The following is a 16,459-nucleotide window of genomic DNA, read 5'->3' on the forward strand; positions in this document are numbered from 1 at the left end:
GCCCTCCCGATGTCCCAGTGAGACGAAGGGAGGGGCGATGGGCGTCGAGGTCGCGGTACGCGGACTCACCAAGTCCTTCGGCGGGCACCCCGTCTGGTCGGACATCACCCTGACCCTGCCCGCCGGGGAGATCTCCGTCCTGCTGGGACCCTCCGGCACCGGCAAGTCGGTGTTCCTCAAGACCCTCGTCGGGCTGCTGCGCCCCGACCGGGGCTCCATCCTGATCGAGGGGAAGGACCTGCCCCGGCTGTCCGAACGCGAGCTGTACGAGGTGCGCAAGCTGTTCGGCGTGCTGTTCCAGGACGGTGCCCTGTTCGGCTCGATGAACATCTACGACAACGTGGCGTTCCCGCTGCGCGAGCACACCCGCAGGTCCGAGTCGCAGATCCGGACCGTGGTCACTGAGAAGCTCGACATGGTGGGCCTGGTCGGGGCCGAGAAGAAGCTGCCCGGCGAGATCTCCGGCGGCATGCGCAAGCGGGCCGGACTGGCCCGGGCGCTGGTCCTCGACCCGCAGATCATCCTCTTCGACGAGCCGGACTCCGGACTGGACCCGGTCCGCACCGCCTACCTCAACCAGCTCATCATCGACCTCAACCAGCGTACCGAGGCGACGTTCCTGATCGTCACCCACGACATCAACACCGCCCGTACGGTGCCGGACAACATCGGCCTGATCTACCACGGGCACCTGGCCATGTTCGGGCCCCGGGAGATGCTGCTGTCCAGCACCGAGCCGGTGGTCCGGCAGTTCCTCAACGCCCAGCGGATCGGCCCGATCGGCATGGCCGAGGAGAAGGACGCCGAGGAACTCGCCGCCGAGGCGGAGGCCGGCGTCGAGCTGCCGCCGCTGCCGCCGATCCCGCCGCAGCTGCCCCCGTCGAACGGGCTGCCCCGCCGGGCGGAGCGTCCCCCCGGCCAGTGGTGCCGCGAACACGGCGTCACCCCGCCACCGGGCTCCTTCGCCGCCGACCGGCCCGCCGCCCGGGCCGCCGACCCGTTCGCGGAGCGGTCCACCGTCGAGCTGCCGGAGGTGATCCGGTGAGCACTCCCACCGCCGCCCTGCGCGGCCCCGGCGAATTCTTCGCGTTCTGCCTGGACACCCTGCGCGGCCTGGGCCGGCGACCGGTGCAGGTCCGCGAGTTCGTCCAGCAGGCCTGGTTCATCAGCTCGGTGTCGATCCTGCCGGCCGCCCTGGTGTCCATCCCGTTCGGCGCGGTCATCGCCCTGCAGCTCGGCTCCCTGGTCCGGCAGCTCGGCGCGCAGTCGTTCACCGGCGCCGCCTCGGTGCTCGCCGTGGTCCGCGAGGCCGGGCCGATCGTCACCGCCCTGATCATCGCCGGCGCGGGCGGCTCGGCGATCTGTGCCGACCTGGGCTCCCGCAGGATCCGCGAGGAGCTGGACGCCATGCAGGTGCTCGGCATCGATCCGGTCCACCGCCTCGTGGTGCCCCGGGTGCTCGCCTCGATGCTCGTCGCCGTCCTGCTCAACGGCCTGGTCAGCGTGGTCGGCGTGACCGGCGGGTACGCGTTCAACGTCGTCCTCCAGGGCGGCACGCCCGGGGCGTACGTGGCCAGCTTCCAGGCTCTCGGGCAACTGCCCGACCTGCTCGTCGGCGAGGTGAAGGCGCTGCTGTTCGGGGCCGCCGCAGCGCTGGTCGCCAGCTACAAGGGGATGACCGCCAAGGGCGGCCCCAAGGGCGTCGGCGACGCGGTCAACCAGAGCGTCGTCATCACCTTCATGCTGCTGTTCGCGCTGAACTTCCTCGTCACGGCCGTGTACTTCCAGGTCGTCCCGCAGAAGGGCAGCTGACATGACCGTCCTGCGGTACCTCGACGACCTCGGCGGCCAGCTCGCCTTCCACCTGCGCGCCCTGGCCTGGGCGCCGCGCACCCTGCGCCGCTACAAGCGCGAGGTGGTCCGGCTGCTCGCGGAGGTCAGCTTCGGCACCGGCGCGCTCGCCGTACTCGGCGGCACCATCGGCGTCATCTGCTTCCTCACCTTCTTCACCGGCACCGAGGTCGGCCTCCAGGGCTACCAGGCGCTCGACCAGATCGGCAGCAGCGCCTTCACCGGCTTCGTGTCGGCGTACTTCAACACCCGGGAGATCTCCCCGCTGGTCGCCGCGCTGGCCCTGTCCGCCACCGTCGGCTGCGGCTTCACCGCCCAGCTCGGCGCCATGCGGATCTCCGAGGAGGTGGACGCCCTGGAGGTGATGGGCGTGCCCTCGCTGCCGTTCCTGGTCACCACCCGGATGATCGCCGGCTTCATCGCCGTCGTCCCGCTGTACGTCATCGGCCTGCTCGCCAGCTACCTGGCCACCCGCACCATCGCGGTGACGTACTTCGGCCAGTCCGCCGGCACCTACGACTACTACTTCCACCTCTTCCTGCCGCCCGAGGACGTGCTCTGGTCCTTCGGCAAGGTGCTGGTGTTCAGCGTCATCGTCGTGCTGGTGCACTGCTGGTACGGCTACACCGCCCAGGGCGGCCCCGCCGGCGTCGGCGTCGCCGTCGGCCGGGCCGTGCGCACCGCCATCGTCGCGGTGAACATCGTCGACTTCTTCCTGTCCCTGGCCATCTGGGGCGCCACCACCACCGTCCGGATCGCGGGGTGACCATGCGACACCGTGTCCTCGGCATCGTCTTCATCGCCCTGCTCACCGCGGCGCTGACCGCCTCCGTGCTGCAGTACCGCCAGGCGTTCACCCCGGTCGACCGGGTCACCCTGCACGCCGACCGCGCCGGCCTGCAACTCCTCGACGGCGCCGACGTCAAGGTCCGCGGCGTCGTGGTCGGCGACGTCCGCTCGGTACGCAGCGACGGCCACGGCGCGGTCATCGGGCTGGCCCTCGACCCCGCCACCACCGGCCGGATCCCGGCCGACGTGACCGCCCGGCTGCTGCCCAAGACCCTCTTCGGCGAGCGTTACGTGGAACTCGTGCCGTCGCCGGCCAGCACCGCCGGGCCGATCCGCGACGGCGCGGTCATCAGCCAGGACCGCAGCCGCACCGCGATCGAGCTGGAGCGGGTGCTCGACCGGGCGTTGCCGCTGCTGCAGGCCCTCCACCCCGACCAGCTCGCCGCCACCCTCGGCGCGATCGCCACCGCCCTGGAGGGGCGCGGCGACCAGCTCGGCGCCAACCTCACCCGGCTCGACGCGTACCTGCGGCAGCTCAACCCGCAGCTGCCCACCATCGCCGAGGACGTCCGCCAGCTCGCCGCCGTGCTGGACAGCTACGACGCCGCGCTGCCCGACCTGCTCGCCCTGCTGCGCGACGTCACGGTCACCGCCGACACGGTCACCGACCAGCGCGCCCAGCTCGCCGCGCTCCTCGCCGACACCACCGACACCGCCGACACCACCCGGGCCTTCCTCGACCGGCACGGCGACCAGCTCATCCACCTCGGCCAGGTCAGCCGCCCGGTGCTGGAACTGCTCGCCACCTACGCCCCCGAGTACCCGTGCCTGGTCCACGGCCTCGTAGCCCTGCAACCCCGGGTCGAGGAGGTCTTCGCCGGCGGCCGGATGCACATCACCCTCGAGGTCACCAAGGACGGCGGCCCGTACGAGAAGGGCCGCGACGAGCCGGTCTACGCCGCCGACGACGGCCCGAACTGCCGGCACCTGCCCAACCCGGCGGTGCCCGCCCCGGAGGTGCCGGTCGCCGACGGCTACGACTACGGCGGCACCCGCACCCGGCCACCGCTGCCCGTCGGCCTGCCCGCCGGCCCCGCGGTGCCCGCGGGCGCGATGGGGCAGGCCGGCACCAGCCAGGAACAGGCCCTGGTCAAACCCCTGGTCGGCGGGCTCACCGGGACACCACCGGCCGAGGTCCCGGACATCGCGGTGCTGCTCTGGGGGCCGCTGCTGCGAGGAGCGGTGGTGAACGCCCGATGACCGGGAAGACGACCTCCGCGCTGATCAAGCTGGTGCTGTTCGCCGCCGTCACGCTGCTGGCCACCGGGCTGCTCGCCCAGACCCTCGGCGCGTTCCCGCCCGACGGGGTCACCTACCGCGCCCGGTTCACCGACGTCACCGGGCTGCTGCCCGGCGACGACGTACGCATCGCCGGGGTCCGGGTCGGCAAGGTCAGCGACATCGCCGTCGTCGACGACACCGTCGCCGAGGTGAGCTTCACCGTGGACCGGGACGTGCCGGTCGCCACCGGTGTCCGGGCCGCCGTCCGCTACCGCAACCTCGTCGGCCAGCGCTACCTGGCGCTGACCGAGGGCCCCGGCGACCGCCGCCCGCTGCCCGCCGACGGACTCATCCCGCTCACCCGGACCAAGCCGGCGCTGGACCTGACCGTGCTGTTCAACGGATTCCGGCCGCTGTTCACCGCGCTCGACCCCGACGACGTCAACAAGCTCGCGTACGAGATCATCCAGGTCCTGCAGGGGGAGGGCGGCACCGTCGCGAGCCTGCTGCGCCGGACGGCCTCGCTGACCACCACGCTCGCCGACCGGGACGCCGTGATCGGCCGGGTGGTCACCAACCTGAACCAGGTCCTCGGCACCCTGGCCGCGCACGACGGCGACCTCGACCAGAGCGTCACCCAGCTCCAGCAGTTCGTCTCCGGGCTCTCCGCCGACCGCACCGCCATCGGCGCCGCACTGGTGAACCTCGGCGAGCTGACCGACACCACCGCCGGGCTGCTCCGCCAGACCCGGCCGCCGCTGGCCGCCGACGTGGCGGCCCTCGGCGACCTCGCCGGCACCCTCGACCGCAACTCGGCCGTCATCGACTCCACCCTGGGCCTGCTGCCGCAACGCTACGAGCAGCTCACCCGGGTCGCCTCCTACGGGTCCTGGTTCAACTTCTACCTCTGCGACTTCGACGGCCGGGTGGCCGTCGCCGGCCAACCGCCGCTGACCACGCCGAGCGTCAGCGCCACCGCCGCCCGCTGCGCCACCGGAGGTGACCGGTGAGACCCTTCCGCGAACGCAACCCCGTCGTCGTCGGCACGGTCGGCCTGGCCGTCATCATCGCCGCCCTGCTCGGCGCCTTCCAGCTCGACCGGATCGCCGCGCTCACCGGCCGCTCCTACCAGGCCGCGTTCCACGACGCCAGCGGCCTGGCCACCGGCAACGAGGTCCGGGTGGCCGGCGTCCGGGTCGGCGTGGTCACCGCCGTCGACCTGGCCCGCGCGCCCCACCCGTACGTGCGGGTCCGCTTCCGGGTCGACGACGACGGCGTACGCCTCGGCCAGGACACCGGCGCCACCATCCGGATCAAGACCGTGCTCGGTCAGAAGTATCTCGCGCTGTCCCCGGCCGGACCGGGACGGCTGCCCGAGCACGCGCAGATCCCCCTCGATCGCACCGCCGCCCCGTTCGACGTGGTGCAGGCCGTCACCGGTCTTGCCGACACCCTCGACAAGGTCGACACCGACCAGCTCGCGCAGGCGTTCACCACCCTGTCGCAGACGTTCGCCGACACCCCGCCCAGCGTCGCCACCTCGCTGACCGGCCTGTCCCGGCTGTCCCGCACCGTCGCCGGTCGCGACGCCGAGCTGCGTACCCTGCTCGCCCGCGCCCGCACCGTCACCGGCGTGCTCGCCGAACGCGACGAGGAGTTCCGCAAACTGGTCACCGACGGGGAGAAGCTGCTCGCCGAGGTCAGCCGCCGCCGCGACGCCATCCACCAGCTCCTCGTCGGCACCGACCAGCTCGCCACCCAGCTGTCCGGGCTGGTCGCCGACAACCGCGCCCAGCTCGAACCGGCGCTGCGCAAGCTGCGCGACGTGGTCGCCGTCCTGCAACGCAACCGCGACAACCTGGAGCAGACCATCCGGCGGATGGGGCCGTTCGTCACCGCCTTCGCCAACGTGGTCGGCAACGGCCGCTGGTTCGACTCCTACGTCGACGGTCTGCTCCAGCCCTACCTGCCCGCCCCGGGAGGACGCTGATGCCCGGTCGGATCCAGCGCTGGCGGCGTCCCCTCGCCGCGGCCACCGTACTGCTCACCGCCGTCGCCGCCGGTGCCGTGGTGTGGCGGCACGAGACACCGCAGCGGCGGGTCGTCGCGTACTTCACCCGCGCGGTCGGCGTCTACCCGGGCTCGGACGTCCGGGTGCTCGGCGTCCGCGTCGGCGAGGTGGAGAAGGTCACCCCGCAGGGCCGCGTCGTCCGGGTCGAGATGCGCTACGACCCGACCCTGCGGGTCCCCGCCGACGCCCAGGCGCTGATCGTCCCGCCCAGCGTGGTCAGCGACCGATACGTGCAGCTCACCCCGGCCTTCACCGGTGGAACCGCGCTCACCGACGGCGCCGAGATCCCGGTCGCCCGGACCGCCGCGCCGATGGAGATCGACGACATCTACCAGGCGCTGGACGAGTTCAACCGGACGCTCGGCCCGCAGGGTGCCAACGCCGACGGCGCGCTGTCCGGCCTGGTCGCCACCGGCCGGGCCAACCTCGAGGGCAACGGCCAGCACCTGCACGACACCCTCGGCGGCCTGTCCCGCGCGCTGACCACCCTCTCCGCCGGGCGTGGCGACCTGTTCGGCACCGTCACCAACCTGCAACGCTTCACCACCACCCTGGCGCAGAACGACCAGCAAGTACGCCGCTTCCAGCAGCAGCTCGCCGACGTCGCCGAGCAGCTCGCGGGGGAGAAGGAGGAGCTGGCCGCCGCGCTGCGCAACCTCGCCACCGCGCTCGCCGAGGTGACCACCTTCGTCCGGCAGAACCGGACCGCGCTCACCTCCAACGTCACCGCGCTGGCCGACATCACCCGCGTCCTGGTCCGCCAGCAGCAGGCCGTCATCCAGATCCTCGACGTGGCGCCGCTGGCCCTGGGCAACCTCAACCTCGCCTACAACCCGCGGTCGGGCACCCTGGACACCCGGGACAACGCCCTCGGCCCGTACGACCCGGTGACCTTCGTGTGCTCACTGATGGCGGACCAGCTGCCCGCCGCCGAGGTGCCGGCGAAGTGCACCGCGCTCGCACAGACCCTGTACGCCCAGGGCCGGCCCCTCACCGACCAGCTGCGCAAGCTGATCAAGCTGCCGCCCCGGCGCCCCGGCGGCCGGCGGGTCCTCTCCGGGGTCCGCGGGCTCCCCCGGTGCGCCGACCGCCGACCAGGCGCCGGGCGGCTTCTCCACCTCCACCGATCCCACCCTCGGCGGCATCCTGCGAGGCCCGGCATGAGCGAGCGGCAGCGAGCGAAGCGGAGTGCCGGCAGGAGTGGGCTGCGGCTGCTGGCCGCCGCGTTCACCATGGCGCTGCTGCCGGCCGGCTGCGGCCTGCCCGAGGTCGCCGACCTGCCGCTGCCCGGCGGCCAGCCGGCCGGCGCGGGCTACACGGTCACCGCCGAGTTCGCCGACGTGCTCGACCTGGTGCCCCGCGCCGCGGTCAAGGTCGACGACGTCACCGTCGGCACGGTGGAGAAGATCTCCCTGTCCGGCTGGCACGCCCAGGTCCGGCTGCGCCTCGACCGCACCGTACGGCTGCCCGCCAACGCCACCGCCGCCGTACGCCAGAGCAGCCTGCTCGGCGAGAAGTACGTGACGGTGTCGGCGCCGCCCACCGAGCCGGCCCGCGGGCGGCTCGCCGACGGCGACGTCATCCCGCTGTCCCGCACCACCCGGGGCGCCGAGGTCGAGGAGGTCCTCGCCGCCCTCGGCCTGCTGCTCAACGGCGGCGGCCTGGCCCAGATCCGGACCATCAACCAGGAGCTGGGCACCGCCCTGGCCGGCCGCGAGGCGGACCTGCGGGACACGCTGACCCAGCTCGACACGTTCATCGGCGGACTGGATCGGCAGAAGGCCGACATCGTTCGCGCCATCGACGCGCTCGACCGGCTCACCGGCCGGCTCGCCCGCCAGCGCCAGGTCGTCGGGGACGCGCTGGACTCCCTCGCCCCCGGCCTGACCGTGCTGGCCCGGCAACGCGCCCAGCTGACCAGGGCGCTCACCGCCCTCGGCCAGCTCGGTACGGTCGGCACCCGGGTGGTCGAGCGCAGCCGGGCGGACACCGTGGCCGGCGTCAAGGCGCTGCAACCCATCCTGGAACAGCTCGCCGCGGCCGGCGACGACCTGCCCAAGTCCCTGGACTTCATGCTGTCGTACCCGTTCCCGCCCAACGTCACCGGGGCGATCGTCGGCGACTTCGTCAACCTCTCCGTCACCGCCGACCTGGACGCCGCGAGCATCCTGTCCAACCTGCTGGCCGCCGCGCCCGCCCCGGCCCCGCGGGCGCCGCGGACGCAGGCCCCGACCGCGCCCCGGCCGCCCGCCACCACCGGCCCGGCGGTCCCCGGCAAGCCCGGGGTCGACCTGCCCGAGCTGTCGCTGACGTGCCTGCCGGACCTCAAGGACTTCCCGGCCACCTGGACGCCGCCGGAGGAGTGCGGCCTGCCGGCGGGCTGCCAGCTGCTCAAGCCCGGCTCCACGGTGCCGCTCGGCGGGCTGCTGCTGCCCACCGGCGTGGTGCCGCCCGGCACCGCGTTCCCCGCCGGCACCGAACTGCCGGACGGCACCGTGCTCACCGCCGACTGCGTACTGCCGGTGACCGGCGCCGTCACCGGTCAGATCGGTGACCTGACCGACGTCCTGGGTGGAGGGCTGCTGCCGTGATCGGACGCACCGTCAGACTCCAGGTGCTCGCCTTCGTCCTGGTGAGTGTGCTGGGTATCGGCTACGTCGGGATCCGCTACGTCGGCCTCGGCGACCGCCTCCTCGGCAACGGCTACGTGCTCCACGTCGACCTGGCCCGTGCCGGTGGGCTCTTCGCCAACGCGCCGGTCACCTACCGCGGGGTCCCCGTCGGCCGGGTCACCGCCGTCGGCCTGCACGACGACGGGGTCCGCGCCGACCTGCGCATCGACCGGGGCGTCCGGGTGCCCGACGCGCTGCGGGCGGTGGTCGCCCAACGCTCGGCGGTGGGGGAGCAGTACCTCGACCTGCGCCCCGACCGCGACGACGGCCCGTACCTCGCCGCCGGGGCGGTGATCCCGGCCGACCGGACCGGCCTGCCGCTCGCCCCGGAGGCCCTGCTGACCAACCTGGACGCCCTGGTCCGCTCGGTCGGCCCGGACGACCTCAGCGTGCTGATCACCGAGCTGGGCACCGCCTTCGAGGGCAACGAGCAGGCCCTCGCCCGGATCCTCGACTCCGGCGACGGCCTGCTCGCCGAGGCCGACGCCCGGCTGCCCGAGACGCTCGCCCTGATCCGCGACGCGCGCACCGTGCTCACCACCCAGGCGGAATCCGCCGAGGCACTGCGCCGCTGGTCGGCCGGCCTGGCGCAGCTCGCCGCCACGCTCCGCGCCGCCGACCCCGACCTGCGGCGGCTGATCGCCGCCGGACCGCCGGCCGGCGCCGAGCTGCGAAGCCTGCTGCGCGGCCTGGAGCCGGACATCGGCACCCTGCTCGGCAACCTGGTCACGGTGAACGGGATCGCCGCCCGGCGGCTGCCCGGCATCGAGCAGCTCCTGGTGGTCTACCCGATCGCGGTGGCCGGCGGCTTCACCGTCACCCCCGGCGACGGCACGGCCCACCTCGGCCTGGTCGTCAACGCCGGCGACCCGCCCGCCTGCGTCTACCACGGCGGCGGCACGACGTGCAGCGCGAACGACCGGGCCGCTGGGGCGAGCGTCCGCGGGGCGGGCAACGCGCCGCGACCCGGCGGCGCCGACCCCGCGCCGGCCGTTCCCGACCCGGCGGCCACCTCGGGGTACGACCCGGCGACCGGCCTGGTGCTCGGCTCCGACGGCCGCCCGTTGCAGTTCGGTGGCACCGGCGGCCAGTACCGCACCGCCGGTGACCAGTCCTGGAAACAGCTGTTGCTCGCCGGCCTGACCCCGTGACCGGCGTACCGGAGGAGGTGGCGGTGCCCAGCCGCAGGAACACCACACTGAGAGTCATCAAGGGCGCCCTGGCCGGTGGCCCGGCCCCGACGCGCCGCCGCCTGGTCAGCCGCCCGCTGCCCCGAACGGACGCGCCGATCGAGCGGGTGCTGGAACGCCTCGACCGGGAGCCGGTCGAGGACCCGATCGAGGCGGGGGACCTGACCGTGGCCGGCGACCCGGCCGAGGTCGAGGACCTGCCCGAGCGGCAGGATGCGCCGGCGCGGCCCGCCCGGCGCCGCCACCCGTCGGTCCGGCCGGCCCCGAACGCCCACCAGAGGGCCGACGCCGACGCCGGCTCCGATGTGGAAGGCGACCCCGATGCGGAGAGCGACCCCGGCCCCGACGTCGGCGCCGGGGCGGCGACGCCCGGCGGGCCGGCCCGGGGCCGCGCCCTGACCGCGCTGCTGGTCGTGCTGCTCGCCGCCGCCCTCGCCGGCGCCGGCGTCTGCGGCCACCGCTGGTACGTCGATCGGGCCACCGACCAGGCGCACCGGCAGGCCGTCGCCGCCGCGCGGCAGGCCGCTGTCGACTTCGTCTCGATCAGCGCCGCCAGCGTCGACCGGGACCTGCAACGCGTCACCGCCGGGGCCACCGGCGACTTCAAGGACGAGTTCACCCGCGGCCAGAAGCAGGTCCGCGCCGCCGTGGTCGAGAACAAGGTCCAGTCGCAGGGCGTCGTCCTGCGCGCCGCGCTGGTCTCCGGCGACCGCCGGCACGCCGTGGTGCTCGTCGCGGTCGACGCCACCGTCAAGAACGTCAAGGCACCCGACGGCCGCCCGTCGCACTACCGGATCCAGCTCGACCTGGTCCGGGACGGCGACTCGGGCGAATGGCTGGTGTCCAAGCTCCAGTTCGTCGGCTGACCGGCAGGAGAAGACCATGCGTGTTCACACCGTGCTGCGCCGCCGCCCGGCCCGGCTGCGCCCCGTACCCCTGCTCGCCGTCGCGATCGTCCTCGCCGCGGCCGTGGCCCTCGCCGGCTGGCTGGCCGACCGCCGCACCGGGCAGCGTGACCAGGCCGTACGCCAGGCCCTGGCCACCGCGCCCGCCGCCGCCAAGGCGCTCTTCTCGTACGACTACCGCACCTTCGACGACAGCATCGCCAACGGCCGCACCTTCGCCACCGGCGGCTTCGCCGAGGAGTACGCGCAGACCACCGCCGCGCTCAAACCGACCGCCACCAGACAACAGGCGGTGGTGCTGGCCGAGGTGTCCGCCACCGGCGTGGTCCGCGCCGAGACGGACCGGGTGGAGCTGCTCCTCTACCTCAACCAGTACCGCCGCAACGTGACCACGGCGGGGGAGAAGGTCGACCAGAACCGGGTCGTGCTCACCATGGTCCCGGTCCACGGCGAATGGAAGGTGGTCCAGGCCACCGCCATCTGACCAGCCGGGTTGCCGGGGTCTGCTAACAGTGGCGGCGTGTCCGCAACCGACCACCCGCCGACCACGGTGCCCAGCCCGCGCGCGACCGACCCCGAACCTTGCCGGCAACCCCGGTCCGGGGTCGCCAACCGGACAGCGGATGCACCCGTTGCGCCGATGGACGGCAGCTCCGCGGTGACCAGAATGATCAGCGAGACGGGGGTCGACACCCGTCCCTTGATCGCCGTGGAGTTCGTGGCATGAGCGGCTGGCAGCTGTCCGGCTACACCCCCGTCCGTCGGCTCGGCGCCGGGGCGTCCGGCAGCGTCATGCTCGCCACCCACGACGCCACCGGCGCGCCGGTCGCCATCAAATACCTGATCCGCGCCATCGGCGACGACCCGTCCTTCCGGACCGCCTTCCGCCAGGAGGCCCGGCTGCTCGCCGACATCGACGACCCGCACGTCTCCCGGCTCTACGAGTACGTCGAGTCCGCCGAGGGCGCGGCGATCGTCATGGAACTGGTCAACGGGGTGTCGCTGCGGCAGATGCTGCGTGAGCACGGCCCGACCACTCCCGAGTCGGCGCTCTGTGTGCTCAAGGGCTCCCTCGCCGGGCTGGCCGCCGCGCACATCCACGGCGTCGTGCACCGTGACTACAAGCCGGAGAACGTGCTGGTCACCGGGGAGGGGCTGAGCAAGCTCGCCGACTTCGGCATCGCCATGCCGATCGGGCAGGGCTCCGACACCACGGTCTCCGGCACGCCCCGCTACATGGCCCCGGAGCAGTGGACCGGCGCCCCGGCCAGCCCCGCCTGCGACATCTACGCGGCCACCGCCACCTTCTTCGAGTGCCTGACCGGCCGGCCGCCGTACGACGGGAAGAACCTCTTCGCCCTACGCGAGCAGCACGCCTCCGCGCCGATCCCCACCGACCCGGCCCCGGCGCCGGTGCACGAACTGCTCCGGCACGGCATGGCGAAACGGCCGGCCGAGCGGCCGCAGCCCGCTCAGGTCTTCCTCGAGCTGCTCGACCGGGTGGCCGGCGAGGCGTACGGCTCGGAGTGGGAGGAGCGCGGGCTGCGTGAGCTGGCCCGCCGGGCGGCACTGCTCGCCGCGCTCTGGCCGTTCCCGGACGGCAGCGGCGGCGCCACCAGCCTGGCCAGCACCGCGCTCGGCGCGGGCACGGGCACGGCGCGTACCCGGCGGGGCCTGTTCCATCGTGGCCGGAGGCGCACCGCGCTGGTCGGCGGCGCGCTGGTCGCGGCGTTGCTGGCCGGTGGCGTCGGCTACCGCTATGCCGCCCACGACGACCCCGCGGTCGCCGCCGGGCCGGCCGGCCCGGCCACTGTCGACCCGACCGGCGCCAGCGCTCCGGCCGCAGCCCCGACGCCGACCCCGGCCCCCACCCCCAGCGCTTCGGCCACGCCCACGCCGTCGGTCACCCCGACCGCCACGCCCAGCCGGTCCCGCTCGGCCGCGCCGACCCGCCCACCGGTACGCACCAGCGCACCGCCCCCGCCGACCAGCACCGCCCCGCCGCCCCCGCCCGACGTCACCGCCCCGACCGTCAGCGGCGTCAGCGCCAGCCCCAACCAGCTGTCCCCGGGGGTGTGCTCCTACGGCTACCAGAGGAGCACCGTCAGCGCCACGGTGACCGACGACCGCAGCGGGCCGACGGCGCTGAAGGTCAGCTTCCGGTACACCCTGGATGGCGTCACCTCGACCGTCGGGATGAGTTCGGGCGGGCAGGGCGCGTTCCAGGCAACGCTCGGCCCGCTGCCGACGCCGAAGGACAACACCCGGATCCCGATCTACGTCACCGCCGTCGACGCCGCCGGCAATGCGGCCACCTCCGCGTCGCCGGCGTACGTGACGCTCTACCGAGACTGCCCCATCGGCTAGGAGAACGACGTGCCCGCTGCCCAGTGCCTCACCACGATCCGGGGACGGCTCGCGTGACCCGGCCGGAGGAGCCCACCGAGGCGCTGCCCACCCGGGCGATGCCGCCGGTCACCGACCCCGGGGCCACCGTCGACCTCGACCGCACCGTTGCGCTCGATGGCGCCGGGCCCACCGCGCACCTCGCGGCCACCGACGTCACGGTGCAGCTGGACGCCCCGGCCCCGACGGTCCACCTCGGCACGACCGACCGGACCCTGTACCTCGGCGCGCCGGAGCGGACGGCGGCCGTCGGCGCGCCGGAGCCGACCGTGCACCTCGGCGCGACCGACCGGGCGCCGACCGTCAGCCCGCCGGTGCGGACGGTGAGTCCCGGCGCCACCGACCGGACCGTCAGCTTCGGGCCGGCGGACGCCGCCACCACCAACTTCGCCGCGCCGAGCGGGCCCGCGACCGCCGCTTACGGCGGCACCGCCGGGCCCGCACCCGCCCCGACCGGGCCGGCCACCGCCGGCTACGGCGGGACGACTGGCGCGTACGGCCACGGCCCGGCGTCGAGTGGTCCCGGGCAGCCGGCGTCCGGCGGCGAGGTCCGGTTCGGGCCGGGCGTGCCGGCGATCCCGCCCGGCGCCCCCGTCTGGCCGGCCCCGGCCTCGGCGCGCCGCCGACGCCCGGTGTGGCGCCGGGTGGTCTCGGTGCTCTCCACCCTGCTGACCCTCGCCCTGGTCGCGGTGGTCGGGCTGTACCTGTGGGAGCGGCTCAGCCCACTCGAGGTGGAGGGCGTCACGGTGGCCGTGCCGCGCCCGGCCGGCGACCGCTGCGACGTCACCGTCGACGTGGTGGCCACCGTACGGACGAACGGCCGGGGCGGGACGATCCGCTACCAGTGGTTCCGCTCCGACGCGCCGCCCGGGGCCCTGCTCAGCGAACGGGTCGGCCGCGGCCAGCGGACCGCCACCCTCACCCTCAGGTGGACGTTCAGCGGCGTCGGCGCCACCACCGAGACGGCCACCGTCAACATCATCGAGCCGTCGCCGGTCCAGGCCGGTACGCCGGTCGCCTACCGCTGCCGGCGCGGCTGACCGGGTTTTCCGACGCGACGCGGCGGGTAGGTCCGAGGCGGACCGACCCGAATCCGTCCGTGGAGGCCCTTCGATGAGAGACAACTTCGGGAACGCGGTGGGCGACGCGTTCCGTTCGGTGATGCTGTTCCTGCCCAAAGCGGTCGCCTTCATCGCGATCCTGGTGGTCGGCTGGCTGATCGCCAAGGCCGTGCTGAAGATCGTGGACAAGGTCCTCGAGCGGGTGCACTTCGACAAGGCCGTCGAGCGCGGCGGCATCAAGACCGCCCTGGCCCGCTCCCGCTACGACGCCAGCGACATCGTCGCCAAGCTGGCCTACTACGCCGTGCTGCTGGTCACCCTGCAGCTCGCCTTCGGCATCTGGGGCCCGAACCCGATCTCGGACCTGATCGCCGGCGTGATCGCCTGGCTGCCCCGGGCGTTCGTCGCCATCGTCATCGTGGTGGTCGCCGCGGCCATCGCGAAGGCGGTCAAGGACATCATCTCCAGCGCCCTCGGCGGCCTGTCCTACGGCCAGATCCTCGCCAACATCGCCTCGGTGTTCATCCTCGGTCTGGGTGTCATCGCCGCGCTCAACCAGATCGGCGTGGCCACCGCGGTGACCACCCCGGTGCTGATCGCCGTCCTGGCCACCGTCGGCGGCATCCTGGTCGTCGGCGTCGGCGGCGGCCTGGTCCGTCCGATGCAGAGCCGCTGGGAGAACTGGCTGGCCCGCGCCGAGGACGAGTCGCGCACCATCGCCACCCACGCCCGCGCCTACCAGGCCGGCCGGCGGGACGTCGAGGCGCGGCTGACCCAGGACAACCCGTACGCGGAGGCCGAGCTGACCCAGCCGGTGGCCCGGGACACCGAGGCCGACCGCACCCAGCCGGTCGCCCCGCACGGGTCGACGGCGCCGACCGTGTCGCCGTACGGGGAGGCGGAGCGCACCCAGCCGACCACGCCGCGCCAGCCCACCGTCGAGCAGGCGGCGGACAGCGAGGCCACGATGGTGCTGCCGCCGGTGGACGCGGACAAGTTCCGCCGCTGACCGCCGGTGCGGTGAACCGGGGCGGGCCCGATCGGGCCCGCCCCGGTCGTGTGTGCCCATGCCGCTTCCTTCTCGGGCCACCACCGCGCCGTCGACGCTGCCTACAATCACCGGTCAGGTCCTGAGGAGTGCGTGAATGCGCGTCAGCATGGCGACCGGCGCCGGTACGGCGGGCCGGCCGAACGAGGATTTCGTCGGCGCCGTCCCCGGCGCCGCCGTGCTGCTCGACGGCGCCGGGATCCCGGGAACCGAGTCGATCTGCTGCCACGGTGTCGCCTGGTACACCCACCGTCTCGGTGGCGCGCTGCTCGGCCGGCTGTCCCGGGACGACGGGCGGGACCTCGCGGCGATCCTCGCCGCCTCGATCGCCCAGATCGCCGCCGAGCACCGCGGCACCTGCGACATCACCAACCCCAGCAGCCCGCAGGCGACCGTGGTGATCGTCCGCGCCCACCTGGGCCGCCTGGACCATCTCCTGCTCGCGGACTCCTACCTCGTCCTCGACCGGGCCGGCGGTGGCCCGCAGGTCATCACCGACGAACGTGAGGTCACCGCCAGGCGCATCTGCTCGGCACCGCTGGAGGGCGTCCCTACGGGAACTCCGGAGTACGACCGGATCCGAGAGTCCTGCGTCGAGGCGCTGCGCGCCCGCCGGAACCGGCCGGGCGGCTACTGGATCGCCAAGGACGATCCGCACGCGGCGGAGGAAGCGGTGACCGGCAGCCGTGCCCTTCCCGACCTGGACGGCGTCGCGCTGCTCAGCAACGGCGCCAGCCGCATCGTCAGCCCGTACGGCCTGACCGACTGGCCGGGCGTACTGGAACTGCTCGGCGCTGACGGGCCGGCCGAGTTCATCCGCCGCGTCCGGCAGGCCGAGGCCCGCGCCTCCGCCGGATCCGATGCCCGGATCCCGGACGACGCCACGGTCGCTTACTGCACCCTTGTCGCTCCGTGAGGTCGGCGGACTGTCCCAGCCGGCAACCGGCCGCTGAGCCTGGCCCCGGCGGCCAGTCCCGCTGCGCGGCAGGTGGTGGTGTCCAGAGCGTCGGATACCGCCCTTTGCGCCATACCGCGCCGGGGGTCGTGGGGGCCGCGCGTCCGGCCGAGGGCGACTAGCATCGGGCGCATGACCTGGCGATGTTGATCCTGTCCTAGAGGTCGTGCCCGCGGGCCGCCGCGGACGCCGTACGTCCGGTGTCCGTCTCGTCCCCGTGGGAAGGCCTC

The 16,459-nt window shown here is 74.1% G+C and carries 14 protein-coding genes; all 14 read left to right on the top strand.

From position 1 onward, the window contains the following. The first annotated feature begins 37 nt into the window (after nucleotides 1-37). The 14 genes from ACZ6S5_RS10495 (at nucleotide 38) to ACZ6S5_RS10560 (ending at nucleotide 16,190) form a co-directional block, all read left to right on the top strand. Complete coding sequence (locus ACZ6S5_RS10495) at nucleotides 38-1,045, top strand: ABC transporter ATP-binding protein (RefSeq protein ID WP_465999721.1); 1,008 nt, start codon at nucleotides 38-40, stop codon at nucleotides 1,043-1,045. Further along, entirely contained in the window at nucleotides 1,042-1,812 is a 771-nt protein-coding gene (locus tag ACZ6S5_RS10500) for an MlaE family ABC transporter permease (protein ID WP_465999722.1), read from the top strand. Before ACZ6S5_RS10495 ends, ACZ6S5_RS10500 begins: the two co-directional genes overlap by 4 nt. A gap of 1 nt (nucleotide 1,813) precedes the next feature. Beyond that, on the top strand, nucleotides 1,814-2,617 hold the full coding sequence (locus ACZ6S5_RS10505) for an MlaE family ABC transporter permease (protein ID WP_465999723.1): 804 nt from the start codon (nucleotides 1,814-1,816) through the stop codon (nucleotides 2,615-2,617). A 2-nt stretch (nucleotides 2,618-2,619) separates the two neighbouring features. After that, entirely contained in the window at nucleotides 2,620-3,900 is a 1,281-nt protein-coding gene (locus ACZ6S5_RS10510) for an MCE family protein (RefSeq protein ID WP_465999724.1), read from the top strand. Then, complete coding sequence (locus ACZ6S5_RS10515; RefSeq protein WP_465999725.1) at nucleotides 3,897-4,931, top strand: MCE family protein; 1,035 nt, start codon at nucleotides 3,897-3,899, stop codon at nucleotides 4,929-4,931. The genes ACZ6S5_RS10510 and ACZ6S5_RS10515 overlap by 4 nt, the downstream gene beginning before the upstream one ends. After that, nucleotides 4,928-5,911, top strand: coding sequence for an MCE family protein (locus ACZ6S5_RS10520; protein WP_465999726.1), 984 nt, complete (start codon nucleotides 4,928-4,930; stop codon nucleotides 5,909-5,911). Before ACZ6S5_RS10515 ends, ACZ6S5_RS10520 begins: the two co-directional genes overlap by 4 nt. After that, a complete protein-coding gene (locus tag ACZ6S5_RS10525) occupies nucleotides 5,911-8,583 on the top strand; it encodes an MCE family protein (protein WP_465999727.1) in 2,673 nt (890 codons plus the stop codon). The genes ACZ6S5_RS10520 and ACZ6S5_RS10525 overlap by 1 nt, the downstream gene beginning before the upstream one ends. After that, a complete protein-coding gene (locus ACZ6S5_RS10530) occupies nucleotides 8,580-9,815 on the top strand; it encodes an MCE family protein (protein WP_465999728.1) in 1,236 nt (411 codons plus the stop codon). Before ACZ6S5_RS10525 ends, ACZ6S5_RS10530 begins: the two co-directional genes overlap by 4 nt. Further along, a complete protein-coding gene (locus ACZ6S5_RS10535; protein ID WP_465999729.1) occupies nucleotides 9,812-10,720 on the top strand; it encodes a hypothetical protein in 909 nt (302 codons plus the stop codon). The genes ACZ6S5_RS10530 and ACZ6S5_RS10535 overlap by 4 nt, the downstream gene beginning before the upstream one ends. Before the next feature lie 16 nt (nucleotides 10,721-10,736). Beyond that, on the top strand, nucleotides 10,737-11,243 hold the full coding sequence (locus ACZ6S5_RS10540; protein WP_465999730.1) for a hypothetical protein: 507 nt from the start codon (nucleotides 10,737-10,739) through the stop codon (nucleotides 11,241-11,243). A 239-nt stretch (nucleotides 11,244-11,482) separates the two neighbouring features. Then, the gene (locus ACZ6S5_RS10545; protein WP_465999731.1) at nucleotides 11,483-13,126 is read left to right on the top strand and encodes a serine/threonine-protein kinase; all 1,644 of its coding nucleotides are present in this window, start codon (nucleotides 11,483-11,485) and stop codon (nucleotides 13,124-13,126) included. Nucleotides 13,127-13,179: 53 nt separating this feature from the next. Further along, nucleotides 13,180-14,205: a hypothetical protein gene (locus tag ACZ6S5_RS10550; RefSeq protein WP_465999732.1), complete on the top strand. Its 1,026-nt coding sequence runs from the start codon at nucleotides 13,180-13,182 to the stop codon at nucleotides 14,203-14,205. 73 nt (nucleotides 14,206-14,278) lie between these two features. Continuing rightward, a complete protein-coding gene (locus ACZ6S5_RS10555) occupies nucleotides 14,279-15,235 on the top strand; it encodes a membrane protein (RefSeq protein WP_465999733.1) in 957 nt (318 codons plus the stop codon). 136 nt (nucleotides 15,236-15,371) lie between these two features. Continuing rightward, nucleotides 15,372-16,190: a hypothetical protein gene (locus ACZ6S5_RS10560; RefSeq protein WP_465999734.1), complete on the top strand. Its 819-nt coding sequence runs from the start codon at nucleotides 15,372-15,374 to the stop codon at nucleotides 16,188-16,190. Nucleotides 16,191-16,459 lie beyond the last annotated feature (269 nt).

This window comes from Micromonospora sp. NPDC051924 (assembly GCF_055586005.1).